Annotated in this window: 13 protein-coding genes; 10 read left to right on the top strand and 3 right to left on the bottom strand. The window is 64.5% G+C overall.

The genetic code is table 11. From position 1 onward, the window contains the following. Window positions 1-116: 116 nt before the first annotated feature. Window positions 117-788: a carbonate dehydratase gene (can, locus tag ACP7EG_RS12820; RefSeq protein ID WP_426087894.1), complete on the top strand. Its 672-nt coding sequence runs from the start codon at window positions 117-119 to the stop codon at window positions 786-788. An 18-nt stretch (window positions 789-806) separates the two neighbouring features. Here the strand turns inward: can and ACP7EG_RS12815 are convergent, their stop codons facing one another. Next, window positions 807-1,292 (bottom strand): tetratricopeptide repeat protein, encoded by a 486-nt coding sequence (locus ACP7EG_RS12815; RefSeq protein ID WP_426087893.1) that lies wholly within the window; start codon window positions 1,290-1,292, stop codon window positions 807-809. A 211-nt stretch (window positions 1,293-1,503) separates the two neighbouring features. On the opposite strand from ACP7EG_RS12815, the gene ACP7EG_RS12810 reads away from it, so the two are divergent. Genes ACP7EG_RS12810 through ACP7EG_RS12795 form a run of 4 tightly spaced genes read left to right on the top strand, consistent with a single transcriptional unit; the run spans window position 1,504 to window position 5,151 of the window. Continuing rightward, on the top strand, window positions 1,504-2,388 hold the full coding sequence (locus ACP7EG_RS12810) for a TauD/TfdA dioxygenase family protein (RefSeq protein WP_426087892.1): 885 nt from the start codon (window positions 1,504-1,506) through the stop codon (window positions 2,386-2,388). Window positions 2,389-2,421: 33 nt separating this feature from the next. Next, the gene (locus ACP7EG_RS12805; RefSeq protein ID WP_426087891.1) at window positions 2,422-3,435 is read left to right on the top strand and encodes an ABC transporter substrate-binding protein; all 1,014 of its coding nucleotides are present in this window, start codon (window positions 2,422-2,424) and stop codon (window positions 3,433-3,435) included. Window position 3,436: 1 nt separating this feature from the next. Continuing rightward, the gene (locus ACP7EG_RS12800; RefSeq protein ID WP_426087890.1) at window positions 3,437-4,282 is read left to right on the top strand and encodes an ABC transporter ATP-binding protein; all 846 of its coding nucleotides are present in this window, start codon (window positions 3,437-3,439) and stop codon (window positions 4,280-4,282) included. Continuing rightward, entirely contained in the window at window positions 4,279-5,151 is an 873-nt protein-coding gene (locus ACP7EG_RS12795; RefSeq protein ID WP_426087889.1) for an ABC transporter permease, read from the top strand. The genes ACP7EG_RS12800 and ACP7EG_RS12795 overlap by 4 nt, the downstream gene beginning before the upstream one ends. Here ACP7EG_RS12795 and ACP7EG_RS12790 read toward each other — a convergent pair whose 3' ends face one another. Further along, the gene (locus ACP7EG_RS12790) at window positions 5,152-6,039 is read right to left on the bottom strand and encodes an HTH-type transcriptional regulator ArgP (RefSeq protein WP_046684421.1); all 888 of its coding nucleotides are present in this window, start codon (window positions 6,037-6,039) and stop codon (window positions 5,152-5,154) included. A 144-nt stretch (window positions 6,040-6,183) separates the two neighbouring features. On the opposite strand from ACP7EG_RS12790, the gene ACP7EG_RS12785 reads away from it, so the two are divergent. The 5 genes from ACP7EG_RS12785 to ACP7EG_RS12765 all read left to right on the top strand — a co-directional run bounded on the left by ACP7EG_RS12785 (window position 6,184) and on the right by ACP7EG_RS12765 (window position 12,658). Further along, window positions 6,184-8,613, top strand: coding sequence for a penicillin-binding protein 1A (locus ACP7EG_RS12785; RefSeq protein ID WP_426087888.1), 2,430 nt, complete (start codon window positions 6,184-6,186; stop codon window positions 8,611-8,613). A gap of 4 nt (window positions 8,614-8,617) precedes the next feature. Continuing rightward, window positions 8,618-9,241: a trimeric intracellular cation channel family protein gene (locus tag ACP7EG_RS12780; protein ID WP_289946411.1), complete on the top strand. Its 624-nt coding sequence runs from the start codon at window positions 8,618-8,620 to the stop codon at window positions 9,239-9,241. Between the two features lie 96 nt (window positions 9,242-9,337). Further along, complete coding sequence (locus ACP7EG_RS12775; protein ID WP_426087887.1) at window positions 9,338-11,248, top strand: beta-propeller domain-containing protein; 1,911 nt, start codon at window positions 9,338-9,340, stop codon at window positions 11,246-11,248. Between the two features lie 49 nt (window positions 11,249-11,297). After that, window positions 11,298-11,855, top strand: coding sequence for a sigma-70 family RNA polymerase sigma factor (locus ACP7EG_RS12770; protein ID WP_426087886.1), 558 nt, complete (start codon window positions 11,298-11,300; stop codon window positions 11,853-11,855). Further along, a complete protein-coding gene (locus tag ACP7EG_RS12765) occupies window positions 11,852-12,658 on the top strand; it encodes a hypothetical protein (RefSeq protein WP_426087885.1) in 807 nt (268 codons plus the stop codon). Before ACP7EG_RS12770 ends, ACP7EG_RS12765 begins: the two co-directional genes overlap by 4 nt. Before the next feature lie 4 nt (window positions 12,659-12,662). On the opposite strand, the gene ACP7EG_RS12760 is transcribed toward ACP7EG_RS12765, so the two are convergent. Then, entirely contained in the window at window positions 12,663-13,808 is a 1,146-nt protein-coding gene (locus ACP7EG_RS12760; protein ID WP_426087884.1) for an MFS transporter, read from the bottom strand. Window positions 13,809-14,082: the final 274 nt, after the last annotated feature.

The following is a 14,082-nucleotide window of genomic DNA, read 5'->3' as shown; positions in this document are numbered from 1 at the left end:
GCCGGGATGCTCACACATCCCGGCGTTTTTTTCACTACGACTGAGCAATGTGCGCACATCGCCGGCCTATGGGCGCGATCTGCCGCCCTCAGTCGTACTTACACAATGGGAGCGATATGACCGAACCGAAAAATGGCATGGCCCTGGCGGAACTGCTGCAGCGTAACCGCCGCTGGGCCGACTCGATGGTGGCGAAAGACCCGAACTTCTTCAAGAACCTGGAAGCGCAAACGTCGCCCGAATACCTGTGGATCGGCTGTTCCGACAGCCGCGTGCCCGCCAACGAACTGCTGGGCATGGCGCCTGGCGACGTGTTTGTGCACCGCAATATTGCCAACGTGGTCGTGCATTCCGACCTGAACTGCCTGTCCGTCCTGCAATTTGCCGTGGACGTGCTGAAAGTCAAACATGTCATCATCGTCGGCCATTACGGCTGCAAAGGCGTGCATGCGGCCATGACGGGCACGCGCATCGGCCTGGTCGACAACTGGTTGCGCCACGTGCAGGACGTGGGCCAGAAGCATGAACGCTACCTGGGCGACGTGCTGACCAGTCGCCAGCGCGGCGACCGCCTGTGCGAACTGAACGTGGTGGAACAGGTCCTGAACGTCTGCCAGACCACCATCGTGCAAGATGCGTGGGAACGGGGCCAGGAACTCAGCGTCCATGGCTGGGTCTACGGCTTGAAGGATGGCTTGCTGAACGATCTGGAAGTGACGGTCACGGCCGGCCACGAGCTGGCGCCGCGCATGGCGACCCGCCTGGCCCGCTACGAAGCAATAGCGTAAGCAGCGCTGGCGCCGCGCCTATGGCGTGGCGCCTTCCAGGCGGCTCAGGTAATCGGCCGCCTCCCGCACGCCCTCCTGCGCCGCCTGGCGCAGCCAGGTCTTGGCCTGGGGAATGTCCTGCGGCGTGCCCCGGCCTTCGGCCAGCGCCACGCCATAGTGATAGCGCGCCAGCCGCGCGTAGGCCGCATCATCGTTCGTATGCGCACCGCGCCGCATCAGCGCCGTTGCCTGCACCAGGTCCTTCGGCACGCCGATGCCCGTTTCATACAACTGGGCCAGCCAAATCATCGAATACACATCGTTCCAGCGCCGGATGCAGTCTTCAAAGATGGCGACGGCGGCCGCATGGTCGCCCGTCTTGTCGGCCGCATAGCCATACAAACATTTGATGCGCTTGTCGCTGTGCACATAGGCTTTGTAGCTGAGATCGCCTTCATCCTGGCTCTCCTGGGCATGGACGGCAACAGGGAGCAGCAAGGCGAGCAGCAGGGCGTAGGTGGGCATGGCTTTCCTGGGCAATGATTGAAGATTGGTAGATAAGCAAGTTGCGTGCTAGCGCCATTCCCGGGCAAAGCCGGTGCTGCTGCGCCATTGCGTGACAGCGCCTGTTGCAGCGTGGCGCAACGCGCCGCGCATATTCATATAGTAAATGCTTCGTTTGCAAGCAAGGCTGACCGGCATACAGTGGACTTCCCCTGACTCTTGGCGAATTCCCATGTCGGCCGTCCTGAAACCCGCGCAGTCCACCAGCCATTTCCGTATCGAGACGTTCGATGCACCGCTCGGCGCGCAAGTGCTGGGGCTGGACCTGGCGCAGCCACTGTCGCTGGGCGACTTCCAGCGCCTGCACCACGCCCACCTCGACCATCACGTGCTGGTGTTCCGCGACCAGCGCATCACGCCGCAGCAGCAAGTCGATTTCAGCCGCCGCTTCGGTCCGTTGCAAATCCACGTGCTGCGCCAGTTCCAGCTACCCACGCAGCCGGAAGTGCTGATCATCTCGAACATCGTCGAGGATGGCCAGCCCATCGGCCTGGGCGATGCGGGCCATTTCTGGCATTCCGATTTGTCGTACAAGGAAGTGCCCAGCCTCGGTTCCATGTTGCACGCGCAAGAGTTGCCGGACGAGGGCGGCGATACCGTGTTTGCGAACATGCACCTGGCCTGGGAAAGCTTGCCGGCCGCGCTGCGCCACGCCGTGCGCGGCGCCCGTGCCGAACACAGTTACCTGAGCCAGTATGAGGAATTACGCCGCCGCAATCCCTGGCGCCCCGCACTGACGCAGGCGCAGATCGATGAAGTCAAACCTGTCACCCATCCTGTCGTGCGCGTGCATCCGGAAACGGGACGGCGCGCCCTGTTTGTCAGCGAACATTTCACCACGCGTATCGTCGGCTTGCCCGAGGATGAAAGCCGCGCCCTGCTCGACGAATTGTTCGTGCACAGCGTGCGCCCCGAGCATTTATATGTGCACCGCTGGCAGCCGCACGACCTGGTGTTCTGGGACAACCGCTCCCTGATGCACCTGGCGACGGGTTGCCCTCCCGACCAGCGCCGCAAACTCTATCGCACCACGATTGAAGGCGATGCGCCGTACTGATTTTTTCCTGTAAGCCTGACCCAAGGAGTGTCCATGTTGCCGATCTTTACCTTTTCCCGCCGCCTGCTCGCCACCATTGCCGTGCTGTGCATGGCCATGCCCATGGCCCGGGCCGAAGGCCAGATCCGCATCGCGGGCCAGCATGGCATCACCTTCTTGCTGCTCAATATTGCGCAAGAACAAAAGCTGATCGAAAAGCATGCCAAGCAGCAGGGCGTCGATGTGAAAGTCGAGTGGATCACCCTGTCCGGCGGCCCTGCCATCAATGACGCCTTGTTGTCGGGCAATATCGACATTGCCGGCGCCGGCCTGGGGCCGCTGTTGACCATCTGGGACCGCACGAAAGGTCGGCAGAATGTGCGCGGCGTGGCTTCGCTCGGCAATTTCCCCTACTATTTGATCAGCAATAATCCGAAGGTGAAAACCCTGGCGGACTTGACGGACAAGGACCGTATCGCCTTGCCGGCTGTGTCCGTCTCCGTGCAGGCGCGCATCCTGCAAATGGCCGTGGCAAAACAGTGGGGCGACAAGGAATTTGCCCGCCTGGATAAAATCACGCAAACCCTGCCGCACCCGGATGCGGCCGCCGCCATCATCGCCGGCGGCACGGAGTTGAGCGGCCACTTCGGCAATTCACCGTTCCAGGAACAGGAACTGGCGCAAAACCCGAACGCCCACATCCTCCTCAATTCCTACGATGTACAAGGCGGGCCCAGCTCGTCGACCCTGCTGTATGCGACAGAAAAATACCGCAAGGACAATCCCAAGACTTACCGCGCCTTCATCGCCGCCCTGGCGGAAGCGGCGCAGTATGCGAGCAGCAACCCGCAAGGCGCGGCCGACATCTATATCAAGGTCAACAAGAGCAAGGTGGACCGCAATCTGCTGCTGAAAATCTTTGCCAACCCGCAAGTGCAATTCAAGATCGCGCCGCAAAACACCTATGGCCTGGCGCAATTCCTGCACCGCGTGAGCGCCATCCGCAATCTGCCCGACAGCTGGCGCGATTATTTTTTTGACGACCCTGCCATCACGCAAGGAGGCTGACATGCACGCACCCGCCTTTCACCTGGTACGTCCTCCGGTTGCGCTACAGCCCTTGCTCAGCGTCAAGAATGTCAGCCTGGAATACCGCACGGAGCAGCGCACCGTGCGCGCCACGCACGACGTCAGTTTCGACGTGTTCCGCGGCGACCGTTTCGTCTTGCTGGGGCCATCGGGCTGCGGCAAGTCGTCATTGCTGAAAGCCGTGGCCGGCTTCATCGCGCCGCGCACTGGCAGCATCGCCATGCAGGGCCAGCCGATTCATCAACCCGGGCCGGACCGTGTCGTCGTGTTCCAGGAATTCGACCAGTTGCCGCCGTGGAAAACGGTGCTGGAAAACGTCATGTTCCCCTTGCTGGCCAGCAAGCGTCTCGACAAGCAGGCGGCCCGCGAGCGCGCCCATCACTGGATCGCCAAGGTGGGCCTGGCCGGCTTCGAGGATGCCCACCCGCATACCTTGTCGGGCGGCATGAAGCAGCGCGTGGCCATCGCGCGCGCCCTGGCCATGCAGCCGGAAGTGCTGCTGATGGACGAGCCGTTCGCCGCGCTCGACGCCTTGACGCGGCGCAAGATGCAGGAAGAGCTGAGCCGATTGTGGGAAGAGTTGCGCTTTACCCTCGTCTTTGTCACGCATTCGATCGAGGAAGCCTTGGTCGTGGGCAACCGCATCCTGCTGCTGTCGCCCCATCCGGGCAGGGTGCGCGCCGAACTCAACAGCCACCAATTCGGCTTGCACAGCGCGGGCAGTGCGGAATTCCAGGCCGCCAGCAGCCGCATCCACGGCTTGCTGTTCGATGAAGAAACGACGGCTGCCCCGCAGGCAGCCAGCGCGCAGCGGGAGGCCGTATGAACGTGTTGCTGGAGCCGCCCATTCGCCAGGAATTCGTGTATGCGGCACCGCCGCCGGCCGGCGTCACCGTCGAGCAGCCACTGTCGCGCTGGCAGCGCTGGAGCCAGCACGCGCTGTGGCGCAAGGCCTTGATTTTGCTCAGCCTGGCCCTGCTGTGGGAAGGCGCGGCGCGCTGGACAAACAACGATTTACTCTTGCCCAGTTTTCTGCAGACGGCGCAGGCGTTTATCGGCGGCATCGCCAGCGGAGAATTGCTGACGCGCACGGCCGCCTCCCTGATCGTCTTGCTGCAAGGCTATGCGGTGGGCGTGCTGGCCGCCTTCGTGCTGACCTTGCTTGCCGTGTCCAGCCGCATCGGACGCGACCTGCTGGAAACCCTGACGGCCATGTTGAATCCCTTGCCGGCGATTGCCCTGCTGCCGCTGGCCCTGCTGTGGTTCGGCCTGGGCCGCGCCAGTTTGATCTTTGTCATCGTCCATTCCGTGATGTGGCCGCTGGCCCTGAACACCTATGCGGGCTTCCAGGGCGTGCCGGAAACCCTGCGCATGGCGGGCCGCAATTACGGGCTGAACGGCTTGCGCCTGGTGCTGCACATCCTCGTGCCGGGCGCCTTGCCGTCCATCGTCTCGGGCTTGAAAATCGGCTGGGCGTTTGCCTGGCGCACGCTGATCGCGGCCGAACTGGTCTTCGGCACGACATCGGGACAGGGCGGCCTGGGCTGGTACATTTTCCAGAACCGCAATGAGCTGTACACGGACAAGGTGTTCGCCGGCCTGGCGGCCGTCATCGTGATTGGCTTGCTGGTGGAAAACATCGGCTTTCGCACCCTGGAACGGGTGACACTCAAGCGCTGGGGCATGCAGCGATAATCATTTCAACATGCTGCGCGCCGCCGCGATGATTTGCCGCGACAGCTGCTCCATGCGCGGCGACTGCACCTTCCACGTGTGCCAGTACAGGGCCACGTCGGCCGGGGTCTTGGGCGTGAGCATTTCCACCAGCTCGCCATCCGTATTCGCCTTGAGCAGCAACTCCGGCACCATGCCGTAGCCGAGGCCATAGCGGATGGCGTTGAAGTGCGAGGTGGCACCGGGTACGTAATGGCAGGGGTAGGCGCCTTCCGGCAGTCCCAGCGCCTCTTGCAGGAACGATGACTGCAGGGTGTCCTTGCGCGTGTAGGCGACCACGGGCGCCGTGCGCGCCGCCTTGCGCGTCAGGCCGTGCGCGAACCACTGCTGGCGGAACGCGGGTGTGGCCACCAGCCAGTAGCGCATCACGCCCAGCGGCTCGGCCGTGCAGCCGCGCATGGGCTTGGCTTCCGTGCTGATGCAGCCAATCGCCATGCCCGTTTCCAGCAAGGTGTAGGTATGGTCCTGGTCTTCCACCGTCAGGTCCAGCAGCACGCGCTCGCGTATCAGCACTTCCGACAGGGCGGGGAAGAACCAGGTACCCATCGAATCGGCGTTCAGCGCCAGCACCAGGGTCAGCGGGGCGTCCTGCTGCACCGCCAGCTCCGCCTGCAAGTCCGCTTCCAGCAGCTTGGCGCGTTTCAGGTACTGCATCAGGCGCTGGCCCATGCGCGTGGCGCGCGCGGGACGGCTGCGCACGATCAAGGCATTGCCCAGCTGGCTTTCCAGTGCCCGCACCCTCTGGGAAATGGCCGGGGATGTCAGGTGCAGCCGCAGCGCCGCCTGCTCGAAGCTGCCCGTTTCGACGACGGCGCGGAACGCTTCCGTGTGTTTGGGATTCAGATCCATGGTGCGCGCCTAACATAAGAAAAATTTATCAATACTAAATAATACTTACTTTTCATAAGGATAGGTGTGTTGCAGTGCACAATGTCTCTTTGATGGAGTGCCGCGCGCCAGCGCGCGGCCTCCTGGCAGCAAGGAAATACCACCATGGAAGCACAAGCGAACGACAGCACCACCCGCAAGCCGCCATCAAAGCTGGCGCGCAATCTGAAATTCGGCCTGGGACTGACCCTGGGTCTGGGCTTGTCTGCAGCCCTGGCGGGCGGCTGGTGGCTGCGCCAGGCCTGGCAGGACTTGCCGGCCGTCGAGCACCTGGCCCAGTACAAGCCCGCGCTGCCGCTGCGCATTTTCTCCAGCGAAGGCGAGCTGCTGGCCGAATACGGCGAAGAGCGCCGCGAATTCCTGCCGCTGAAGGAGATCCCGCTGCGCATGCGCCAGGCTTTGCTGGCCATCGAGGATGCGCGCTTTTATGAACACGGCGCCGTCGACTTTTATGGCTTGACGCGCGCCACCCTGGCCAACATCGTCACGGGCCACCACGTACAGGGCGCCAGCACCATCACCATGCAGGTGGCGCGCGACTTTTTCCTGTCGCGCGAAAAGACCGTGCAGCGCAAGCTGACGGAGATGCTGCTCGCCTACAAGCTGGAACAGCATTACGGCAAGGACAAGCTGCTGGAACTGTACATGAACCAGATTTACCTGGGCGAGCGCTCCTACGGCTTTTCCGCCGCCTCGAACATTTATTTCGACAAACCGCTGGCGGAAGTGAGCATCGCCGAAGCGGCCATGCTGGCCGGCTTGCCGAAAGCGCCGTCGGCCTACAATCCCGTCGCCAATCCGCAGCGCGCCACCGTGCGCCAGCATTACATCCTGCAGCGCATGCGCGAGCTGGGCTACATCACGCCAGCCGAATACGATGCGGCCGTGGCGGAAAAACTGGCCCTGAACAAGGACCGCAACAGCTCCGTGCACGCGGCCGCGTATGCGGTCGAGGAAGCGCGTCAATTGATCTTGCAAAGCTATCCAGAAGGCGCCTACAGCATGGGTCTGGACGTGACGACCACCATCCGCATGGCGCCGCAAATCGCGGCCGACAAGTCGCTGCGCGATGGGCTATTAAACGCGCAGGCGCGGCGCGGCTACCGTGGCCCGGAAGCGCGCCTGGCCCCCTCCGCAGATAGCGTGGCGCGCCAGCTGGCCGCCTATCCGGATAGCGGTGAATTGCGCGCCGCGCTGGTGCGCAAGGTCGAGACGGGCGGCAAGCGCCAGCTGACGGCGCAGCTGCGCAATGGCGACGACATCGTGTTGACGGCATCGGATGCGCGCCTGGGCGGCAAGCTGCAGTGGGATGGCAAGCGCGCCATCGTCGAGGGCAGCGTGATCCGCGTGGTGCACGACGCGGCGAAAAAGCGCTGGCTGGTGAGCCAGCTGCCCGAGATGGAAGGTGCGCTCATTTCCGTCGAGGCGCACAGCGGCGAAATCGTCGCCATGGCCGGCGGCTTCGATTTTTACCGCAACCACTACAACCACGCCATGCAGGCCTACCGCCAGCCTGGCTCCAGTTTCAAGCCCTTCGTGTATTCGGCGGCGCTGGAAAAGGGATATTTTCCCGGTACGGCCGTGGACGATACGCAGCGTTTGCTGCTGCCGCAGGAAACGGGCGCACGGCAGTGGCGTCCGCGCAATTACGGCAACAACTATGAAGGTTTCATCAGCGTGCGGCGTGGCCTCGTGCGCTCGAAAAACCTGGTGGCCGTGAGCCTGATGCAGGCGGCCGGTCCCGGCTACGTGCAGCACTACGCCACGCGCTTCGGCTTCGAGGGCGCGCGCAATCCCGTCTCCCTGCCGCTGGCGCTGGGCGCGGGCGCCGTCACGCCGCTGCAGCTGGCGCAATCGTATGCGGTGTTCGCCAACGGCGGCATGCAGATGCCGCCGAAACTGATCAAGGAAGTGCGCAGCCGCAGCGGCGCGGTGCTGTTCAGCGATGCGGCGCCACGCGCCAAGGGCGAGCCGGCACGCGGCACGCAAGTCATCTCCACGCGCAATGCCTACGTCATGGACAGCATGCTGCGCGACGTCGTCAAGAGCGGCACGGGACGCGGCGCGCTGGCGCTGGGGCGCGGTGACGCGGCCGGCAAGACGGGCACGTCGAACAACGCCTATGACGCCTGGTTCGCCGGCTACTCCTCGGGCCTGGTGTCCGTCGTCTGGCTCGGCTACGACCAGCCCAAGAGCCTGGGCAATGCCACGGGGGGGACTTTGGCGCTGCCCGTCTGGCGCGACTACATGCAGGTGGCCGTGCAGGGCCGGCGCGAGCAGGTGCTGGCCGAGCCGCCCGGCTTGGCGCTGCTTGATGGCGATTACGTGTATGCCGAATACCTGGCCGGCGACTGTCTGAAAAATAACTTTGCCTTTATCCACAGCAGCGTCAGCTGCGGCAGCGGTGGTGCGGACACGCGCATGGCACACGGTGACGCTGGCAATGGCGGCTCCAGCACGGGCACGAATGAAGCGCGCGCCCTGAGCGAAGCGCGCGAACGCGAACAAATTCTCAAATCATTTTCGGAAGAGTAAGAGCATGCTGCTATATACGATTTACCTGGTGGCGATTGTCGCCGAAGCGATGTCCGGCGCCATCATGGGCATGCGGCGCGGCATGGATTTGTTCGGCATCTGCATGATCGGCACCGTCACGGCGCTCGGCGGCGGCACCGTGCGCGACGTGCTGCTGGGGCACTATCCGCTGGGCTGGATCGCGCATCCCGAGTACCTGCTGTTTACCATCGGCGCGGCCGTCGTCACGGCCTTTGTCGCGCGCTACCTGCACCATCTGCGCGCCATCTTTTTGCTGGTCGACGGCCTGGGCCTGGTGGCGTTTTGCGTGATCGGCTGCGACATCGCCATGTCGGCCAAGATGCACCCGGCCATCGTCGTGCTGGCGGGGATGATCACGGGCGTCTTCGGCGGCCTGTTGCGCGATATCCTGTGCAACCAGATTCCCCTCGTGCTGCAGCGCGAAGTGTATGCCACCGTGGCCCTGTTTACGGGCGCCCTGTATGTCGGCTTGCTGCACTTCAAGGTCGACAGCTCCGTGGCGCAGCTGTCGTCCATCGGTGCCGGTTTCCTGTTCCGTTTCCTGGCCCTGCACTTCGAGTGGCGCCTGCCGAATTTCAACGGCGACCGCATACGCGGGTTTGAGTAGGTCAGCCGCCGCGTGAATATTTTCACGCGCCTTTAACCCCTTTTTCTGCGCCGCTGCGTTTCATGTTGGACACCCCAGCCAACCGGAGAAGAAGCGATGCCCAGCGTCCTCAAGATCACATTGATACTGTCCCTGCTGCTGTCGGCAGGCAGCCATGCCGCCGACACGGCGCCAAGGAAAACCCTGGCGCCGTTCGCCAGTGAGCAGGCCTTGAGCAGCTACCTGCAGCAGTTGCAGGCGCGCCAGGCGGCACTGCTAAGGGAGCAGCAAATACAGCAGCAGAAACTGCAGCGCGCCACGGCGCAGTATTCGGCGCAGTCCATGTCGGCGGCGCCGGCCCCTCCCGCGCCGGTGCTGGCCAGGGCTGCCCCCGCGCCATCAGCAGAAGCTGCGGAATCCGTCACCAATGTGCAGACGGCGGGCGTGGACGAAGGCGGCATCGTCAAGCTGCATGGCAAGCACCTGGTGATGCTCAGGCGCGGCAAGCTGTTCACCGTGCAGGTGGGAGGCAATGCCTTGCAGCCGGTGTCCTCGCTCGATGCGTACGCGCCGGGCAGCGACCCATCGGGCAGCTGGTATGACGAGATGCTGATCGATGGCGATACGCTGGTGGTGATCGGCTACAGCTACAGCCGTGGCGGCACGGAGATCGGCCTGTTCGATATCGATGCGGACGGCAAGCTGGCCTACCGCGCCACGTATCATTTGCGCTCCAACGATTATTATTCCTCGCGCAATTACGCCAGCCGCCTGATCGGCAGCAAACTGGTGTTCTATTCGCCCTTGTCGCTGAACTTGCGCCGGGGCGACCCGTTTGGCGGCTTTCCCGCGCTGCGCCGCTGGCGCCCTGACGCCGTGCCATCCGACTTCAAGCGCATCGCCCCGGCCACGCGCATCTACCGTACCGATGAAGAGCTCGACCCGGGCTTTGGTCTGACCCTGCACACGGTTACCGTGTGCGACCTGGCGCAGCGCGACATGCGTTGCGAAGCGACCGCCGTGATGGGGCCGCAGGGCCGCGTATTTTATGTGTCGGGCGAATCCGTTTTCGTGTGGACCACGCGCCGGGGCAGCGACTCGGGCGTGTTCCGCATTCCCCTCGATGGTTCGGCGCCCAGCGCCCTGAAGGTGGCGGGCGCTCCCGTCGACCAATTCTCGTTCCTGGAAAGCCTTGACGGCCACTTGAACGTGCTGCTGCGCGCCGAGGGCCAGGGCGACGCCATGTGGGATGGCACGCGCGGGCGCGGCGACATGGCCCTGCTGCGCGTGCCATTGACGTCGTTTTCCGATGGCCGCGACAGTGCGCCCGCCAGCAGCTACAAGCCGCTGCCCGGTGGTGGCGGTTACGGTCTGCAGAACCGCTATGTGGGGCCGTATCTGTTGTACGGCCATCCCGGCAATGGCGGCCGGCGGCAGGCGGACCAGGCCTGGCCGCGCCAGCCCCTGTATGCCGTGCGCTGGGCCGATGCGGGCAGCGTGCAAGCCTTGTCCCTGCCGCACGGCGTGGAGCGCATCGAGGCGCTGGGCAATGATGCCGTGGTGATCGGCGCGCAGGGCAAGGATCTGCACTTCAGCAGCATCCGCCTGGGGGCGCAGGCGGCGATTGCCACGCGCTACATCCGCGCCGATGCGGCGCAGGGCGAGTCGCGCAGCCACGGCTTTTTCTACAAGCCGCACACGGCCAGCGATGGTGTGATCGGCCTGCCCATCCTGGGCGCGGACGAGCGGCCAGGATCAAGCCGGCCGGCCGCTTCCGTCCTGTACCTGCGCAACAGTGGTTTGACATTGACGGAACTCGGTGCGCTGGCGGCGCGTCCCGGTCCAGCAAAGGACGATGGCTGCCGCGCGTCCTGCGTGGACTGGTATGGCAATGCGCGCCCCTTGTTCCTGCAGGGACGGGTCTTCGCCCTGCTCGGCTATGAAGTGGTGGAAGGGGTGCTCAAGGAGGGACAGATCCGTGAAGTACGCCGCATCAGCTATGCGCCCATTGCGTCCACTGTACGCTGAAGGCGTAGGGAAATTGTCGCTGCCGCGCAGTTCGGCTACACTGCTTCGCATGCCTGACACATTAATCACTGCCACGGATGAAGAACTGATGCTGCGCTACAGCGCCGGCGACCTGCCGTCGTTTCGCGAATTGTACCGGCGCCATAGCCAGGGCCTGTACCGCTTCGTGGCATGGCGTTCGCCGCGCCGCGCGTGGGTCGACGAGATCGTGCAGGATGCGTGGGCCAGCCTGCATGCGGCGCGCACGGGCTACCAGCCGCAGGCGGCGTTTCGCACCTATCTGTACCAGATCGCGCGCAACCGCCTGATCGATATCCTGCGCCAGCGGGAAGGGCAGGAGCAGGGGGAAGCAGGCGAGCTGGCCGACGAGGGTGCATCGCCGCCGCAGTCGTTGGAGCAGAAACAGCAGCATGCGCTGCTGCATGCTGCCATCGCGGCGCTGCCCGTGGAACAAAAGGAAGCACTGGTGCTGCAGCAGTTCAGCGGCATGAGCATCCAGGATATCGCCGTGGTGACGGGGGCGGAAGCGGAAACCGTCAAGAGCCGGCTGCGCTACGCCATGCAGAAGTTGCGCGCGGGCTTGGACAGCGCGGGAGGACAGGCATGAATACGCACGATCAAGATCACGACGAACCGAATGACGAGGAATTGAAGGCGCTGCTGGCCAGTCTGCCGCAGCCCGCGCCTTCCAGCGCGCTCGATGCCGCCATTCTGGCCGACGCGGAAAAAGCCTTGCACCAGCCGGCGGCGGCCAACGACAGCGCCGATGGCGTGCTGCGCACCTTGCCCGTCAAGAAGGCGCCCGACTACCTGCAGCGCTGGCGCATTCCGCTGGGACTGGCGGCGGCCGTGCTGCTGACGGTCAACTTGATCGGCGTCGACTGGTTCGGCTCGAAGCCGGCGCAATTTCCCGTGGTCGGGGAACCGGTCACGCAGGAGGTGATGCAGGCAGCCGCACCGGTCATTGCACCGGCCGCTGCACCTGCGACTGAGTTTGCGCCACTACCGCCAGCACCGCGCGCCATGGCCAAGGCGGCACCGAGGCCGCTGGCGCAAGCCGAGCCGGCGCCAGCATCCGTGTCCGTACCCGCGCCAGCGCCACCGGCCCCGCCACCTCCTCCGGCAATGCGGGAGGCGATGGAGCAGCAAGCGGCCATGCAGGCCGAATTTAGCCTGCAGCGCCAGGCACCGGTGCAGCGCGCGCTGGCCATGCCCGCTCCCATCGCGGCAAAGTCGGCGCCGCTGCCGCCGCCGGCAAAGCTTGACGCTTCCGTGTGGCTGGTGAAGATCGACGCCTTGTTAAAAGCGGGCGAAGCGGCGCTGGCGCAGGAGGAATGGGCCGCGTTCCGGCAGGCGTATCCCGACTATCCGGTGGCCGAGGAGCTGCGGCAGCGGCTGGAAAAAAAGTAGCGCGTTACACAATCCCCTTCCTGCGTTCCCACACGGCGCTGCCCACGAAAATGGCGCAGCACACCCACATCACGGCCGGCAGGGCATTCACGCCGACCGATTGCATCAGCACGCCCGTCAGCAGGGGACCACCGCCACTGGTCACGCCCCAGGTGGCGTTGACGATGGCGCTGGCGCTGGTCAGCGACAGGCCCGTGAAGCGCTCGCCGCAGGCCACCAGCGCCAGCATGTAGATGCCGCCCGCCGCAGCGCCCAGCAACAGCAGCAAGGTCCACCACAGCCACGGCGTGCCGACGGCGAACGGCAGCAGCGGCAGCAGCAGGCACACGGCCACGCCGCAGGCCGCGTGCACTTTGGCACGGCCGAAGCGGTCGGCCATCCATCCGAGCGCGAATTGCAAGCCCGTGTCGCCCACCAGCACCACGGTGGCCGACAGCAGGGCCAGGTCCGTGCTGATGCCGTGCTCCATCGCATACAGCGGCAGGAGGCTCAAGGCCAGGGTGTCGAACAGGGCAAAGAAGGCGGCGCCCAGCACGATCATCGGCATGCGCGGCAGGATCAAGGTCCACTTCACGCCCTGTTCTTCCGGTTCGCGTGCTGGACCACTGTTCGAGATCAGCATCAGCCCCGGTACGGCCAGCAAAAACAGCAGGCCGCAGGCGGCGAAGCTCCAGCTGATTTTGTCGTTGAACAGGGCCACGAGGGCTGGGCCGATCAGCTGGAAGAAGGTAAAGCTGGTGGTGTACATGGCCACCACGCGTCCGCGCGAATTGTCGGGCGCCAGGCGGTTGACCCACGCCTCGCCGATGGTAAACAGTACGCCCATGGCGCCGCCGAACAGGAAGCGCAGCACGCTCCACGCCAGCAGGTGGTCGGTGAACTGCATGGCGATCGTCGCCAGCGACGCCACCCACACGGCGCCCAGCATGGTGGCGCGCGCGCCGAAGCGCCCCACCCAGCGCGAGACGAATGGCGAGGCGGCCAGGATGCCGAGCGCGCTGACGGCCGTGATCATGCCGATGATGTCCGTGCCCACGCCGCGCTGGTGCAGGGTCAAGGCGGTGAGCGGCATGGTGGCGCCCAGGCCAAGGCCGACCACGCCGATGCTGACCACGAGGGCGAAGAAGTCACGCCATGGCATGTGCTTCATGATTGCCCCCGCAGGGTGAAAAAGGAATGTCGGCAGGCTGGAAAACGGTATGGGTGCATGGGAAAGTAAGGGGACTTTGCCGGTGGCGCTGGTGTTTGGCGCTGGACGGGCATATGATGATTTTAATAAAAGCTGTATCGCAAAGTCGTAGTGTAGGCGATGTGTGCCGCCGCTGGCCACGCCCATCAGTGTGGTCGCCTCCACCGGCTCTGCTGTACAGTGTAGCGAGCGGCAGCGCTGTCATGGCGCTGTCATTGGATCGTCACGCCAGCGA

It is taken from the genome of Janthinobacterium sp. PSPC1-1 (genome assembly GCF_049897625.1).
Lineage (GTDB): Bacteria > Pseudomonadota > Gammaproteobacteria > Burkholderiales > Burkholderiaceae_D > Janthinobacterium > Janthinobacterium tructae.
Note: the sequence above shows the minus strand (reverse complement) of the source record. Positions and strands in the feature narration are given on the sequence as shown.

Bases quoted from the DNA above. Each gene is read 5' to 3' on its own strand.
- can (WP_426087894.1), top strand. From the start codon at position 117: ATGACCGAACCGAAAAATGGCATGGCCCTGGCGGAACTGCTGCAGCGT.
- ACP7EG_RS12800 (WP_426087890.1), top strand. From the start codon at position 3,437: ATGCACGCACCCGCCTTTCACCTGGTACGTCCTCCGGTTGCGCTACAG.
- ACP7EG_RS12795 (WP_426087889.1), top strand. From the start codon at position 4,279: ATGAACGTGTTGCTGGAGCCGCCCATTCGCCAGGAATTCGTGTATGCG.
- ACP7EG_RS12770 (WP_426087886.1), top strand. From the start codon at position 11,298: ATGCCTGACACATTAATCACTGCCACGGATGAAGAACTGATGCTGCGC.
- ACP7EG_RS12815 (WP_426087893.1), bottom strand. From the start codon at position 1,292: ATGCCCACCTACGCCCTGCTGCTCGCCTTGCTGCTCCCTGTTGCCGTC.
- ACP7EG_RS12790 (WP_046684421.1), bottom strand. From the start codon at position 6,039: ATGGATCTGAATCCCAAACACACGGAAGCGTTCCGCGCCGTCGTCGAA.
- ACP7EG_RS12805 (WP_426087891.1), top strand. From the start codon at position 2,422: ATGTTGCCGATCTTTACCTTTTCCCGCCGCCTGCTCGCCACCATTGCC.
- ACP7EG_RS12780 (WP_289946411.1), top strand. From the start codon at position 8,618: ATGCTGCTATATACGATTTACCTGGTGGCGATTGTCGCCGAAGCGATG.
- ACP7EG_RS12765 (WP_426087885.1), top strand. From the start codon at position 11,852: ATGAATACGCACGATCAAGATCACGACGAACCGAATGACGAGGAATTG.
- ACP7EG_RS12775 (WP_426087887.1), top strand. From the start codon at position 9,338: ATGCCCAGCGTCCTCAAGATCACATTGATACTGTCCCTGCTGCTGTCG.
- ACP7EG_RS12810 (WP_426087892.1), top strand. From the start codon at position 1,504: ATGTCGGCCGTCCTGAAACCCGCGCAGTCCACCAGCCATTTCCGTATC.
- ACP7EG_RS12760 (WP_426087884.1), bottom strand. From the start codon at position 13,808: ATGAAGCACATGCCATGGCGTGACTTCTTCGCCCTCGTGGTCAGCATC.
- ACP7EG_RS12785 (WP_426087888.1), top strand. From the start codon at position 6,184: ATGGAAGCACAAGCGAACGACAGCACCACCCGCAAGCCGCCATCAAAG.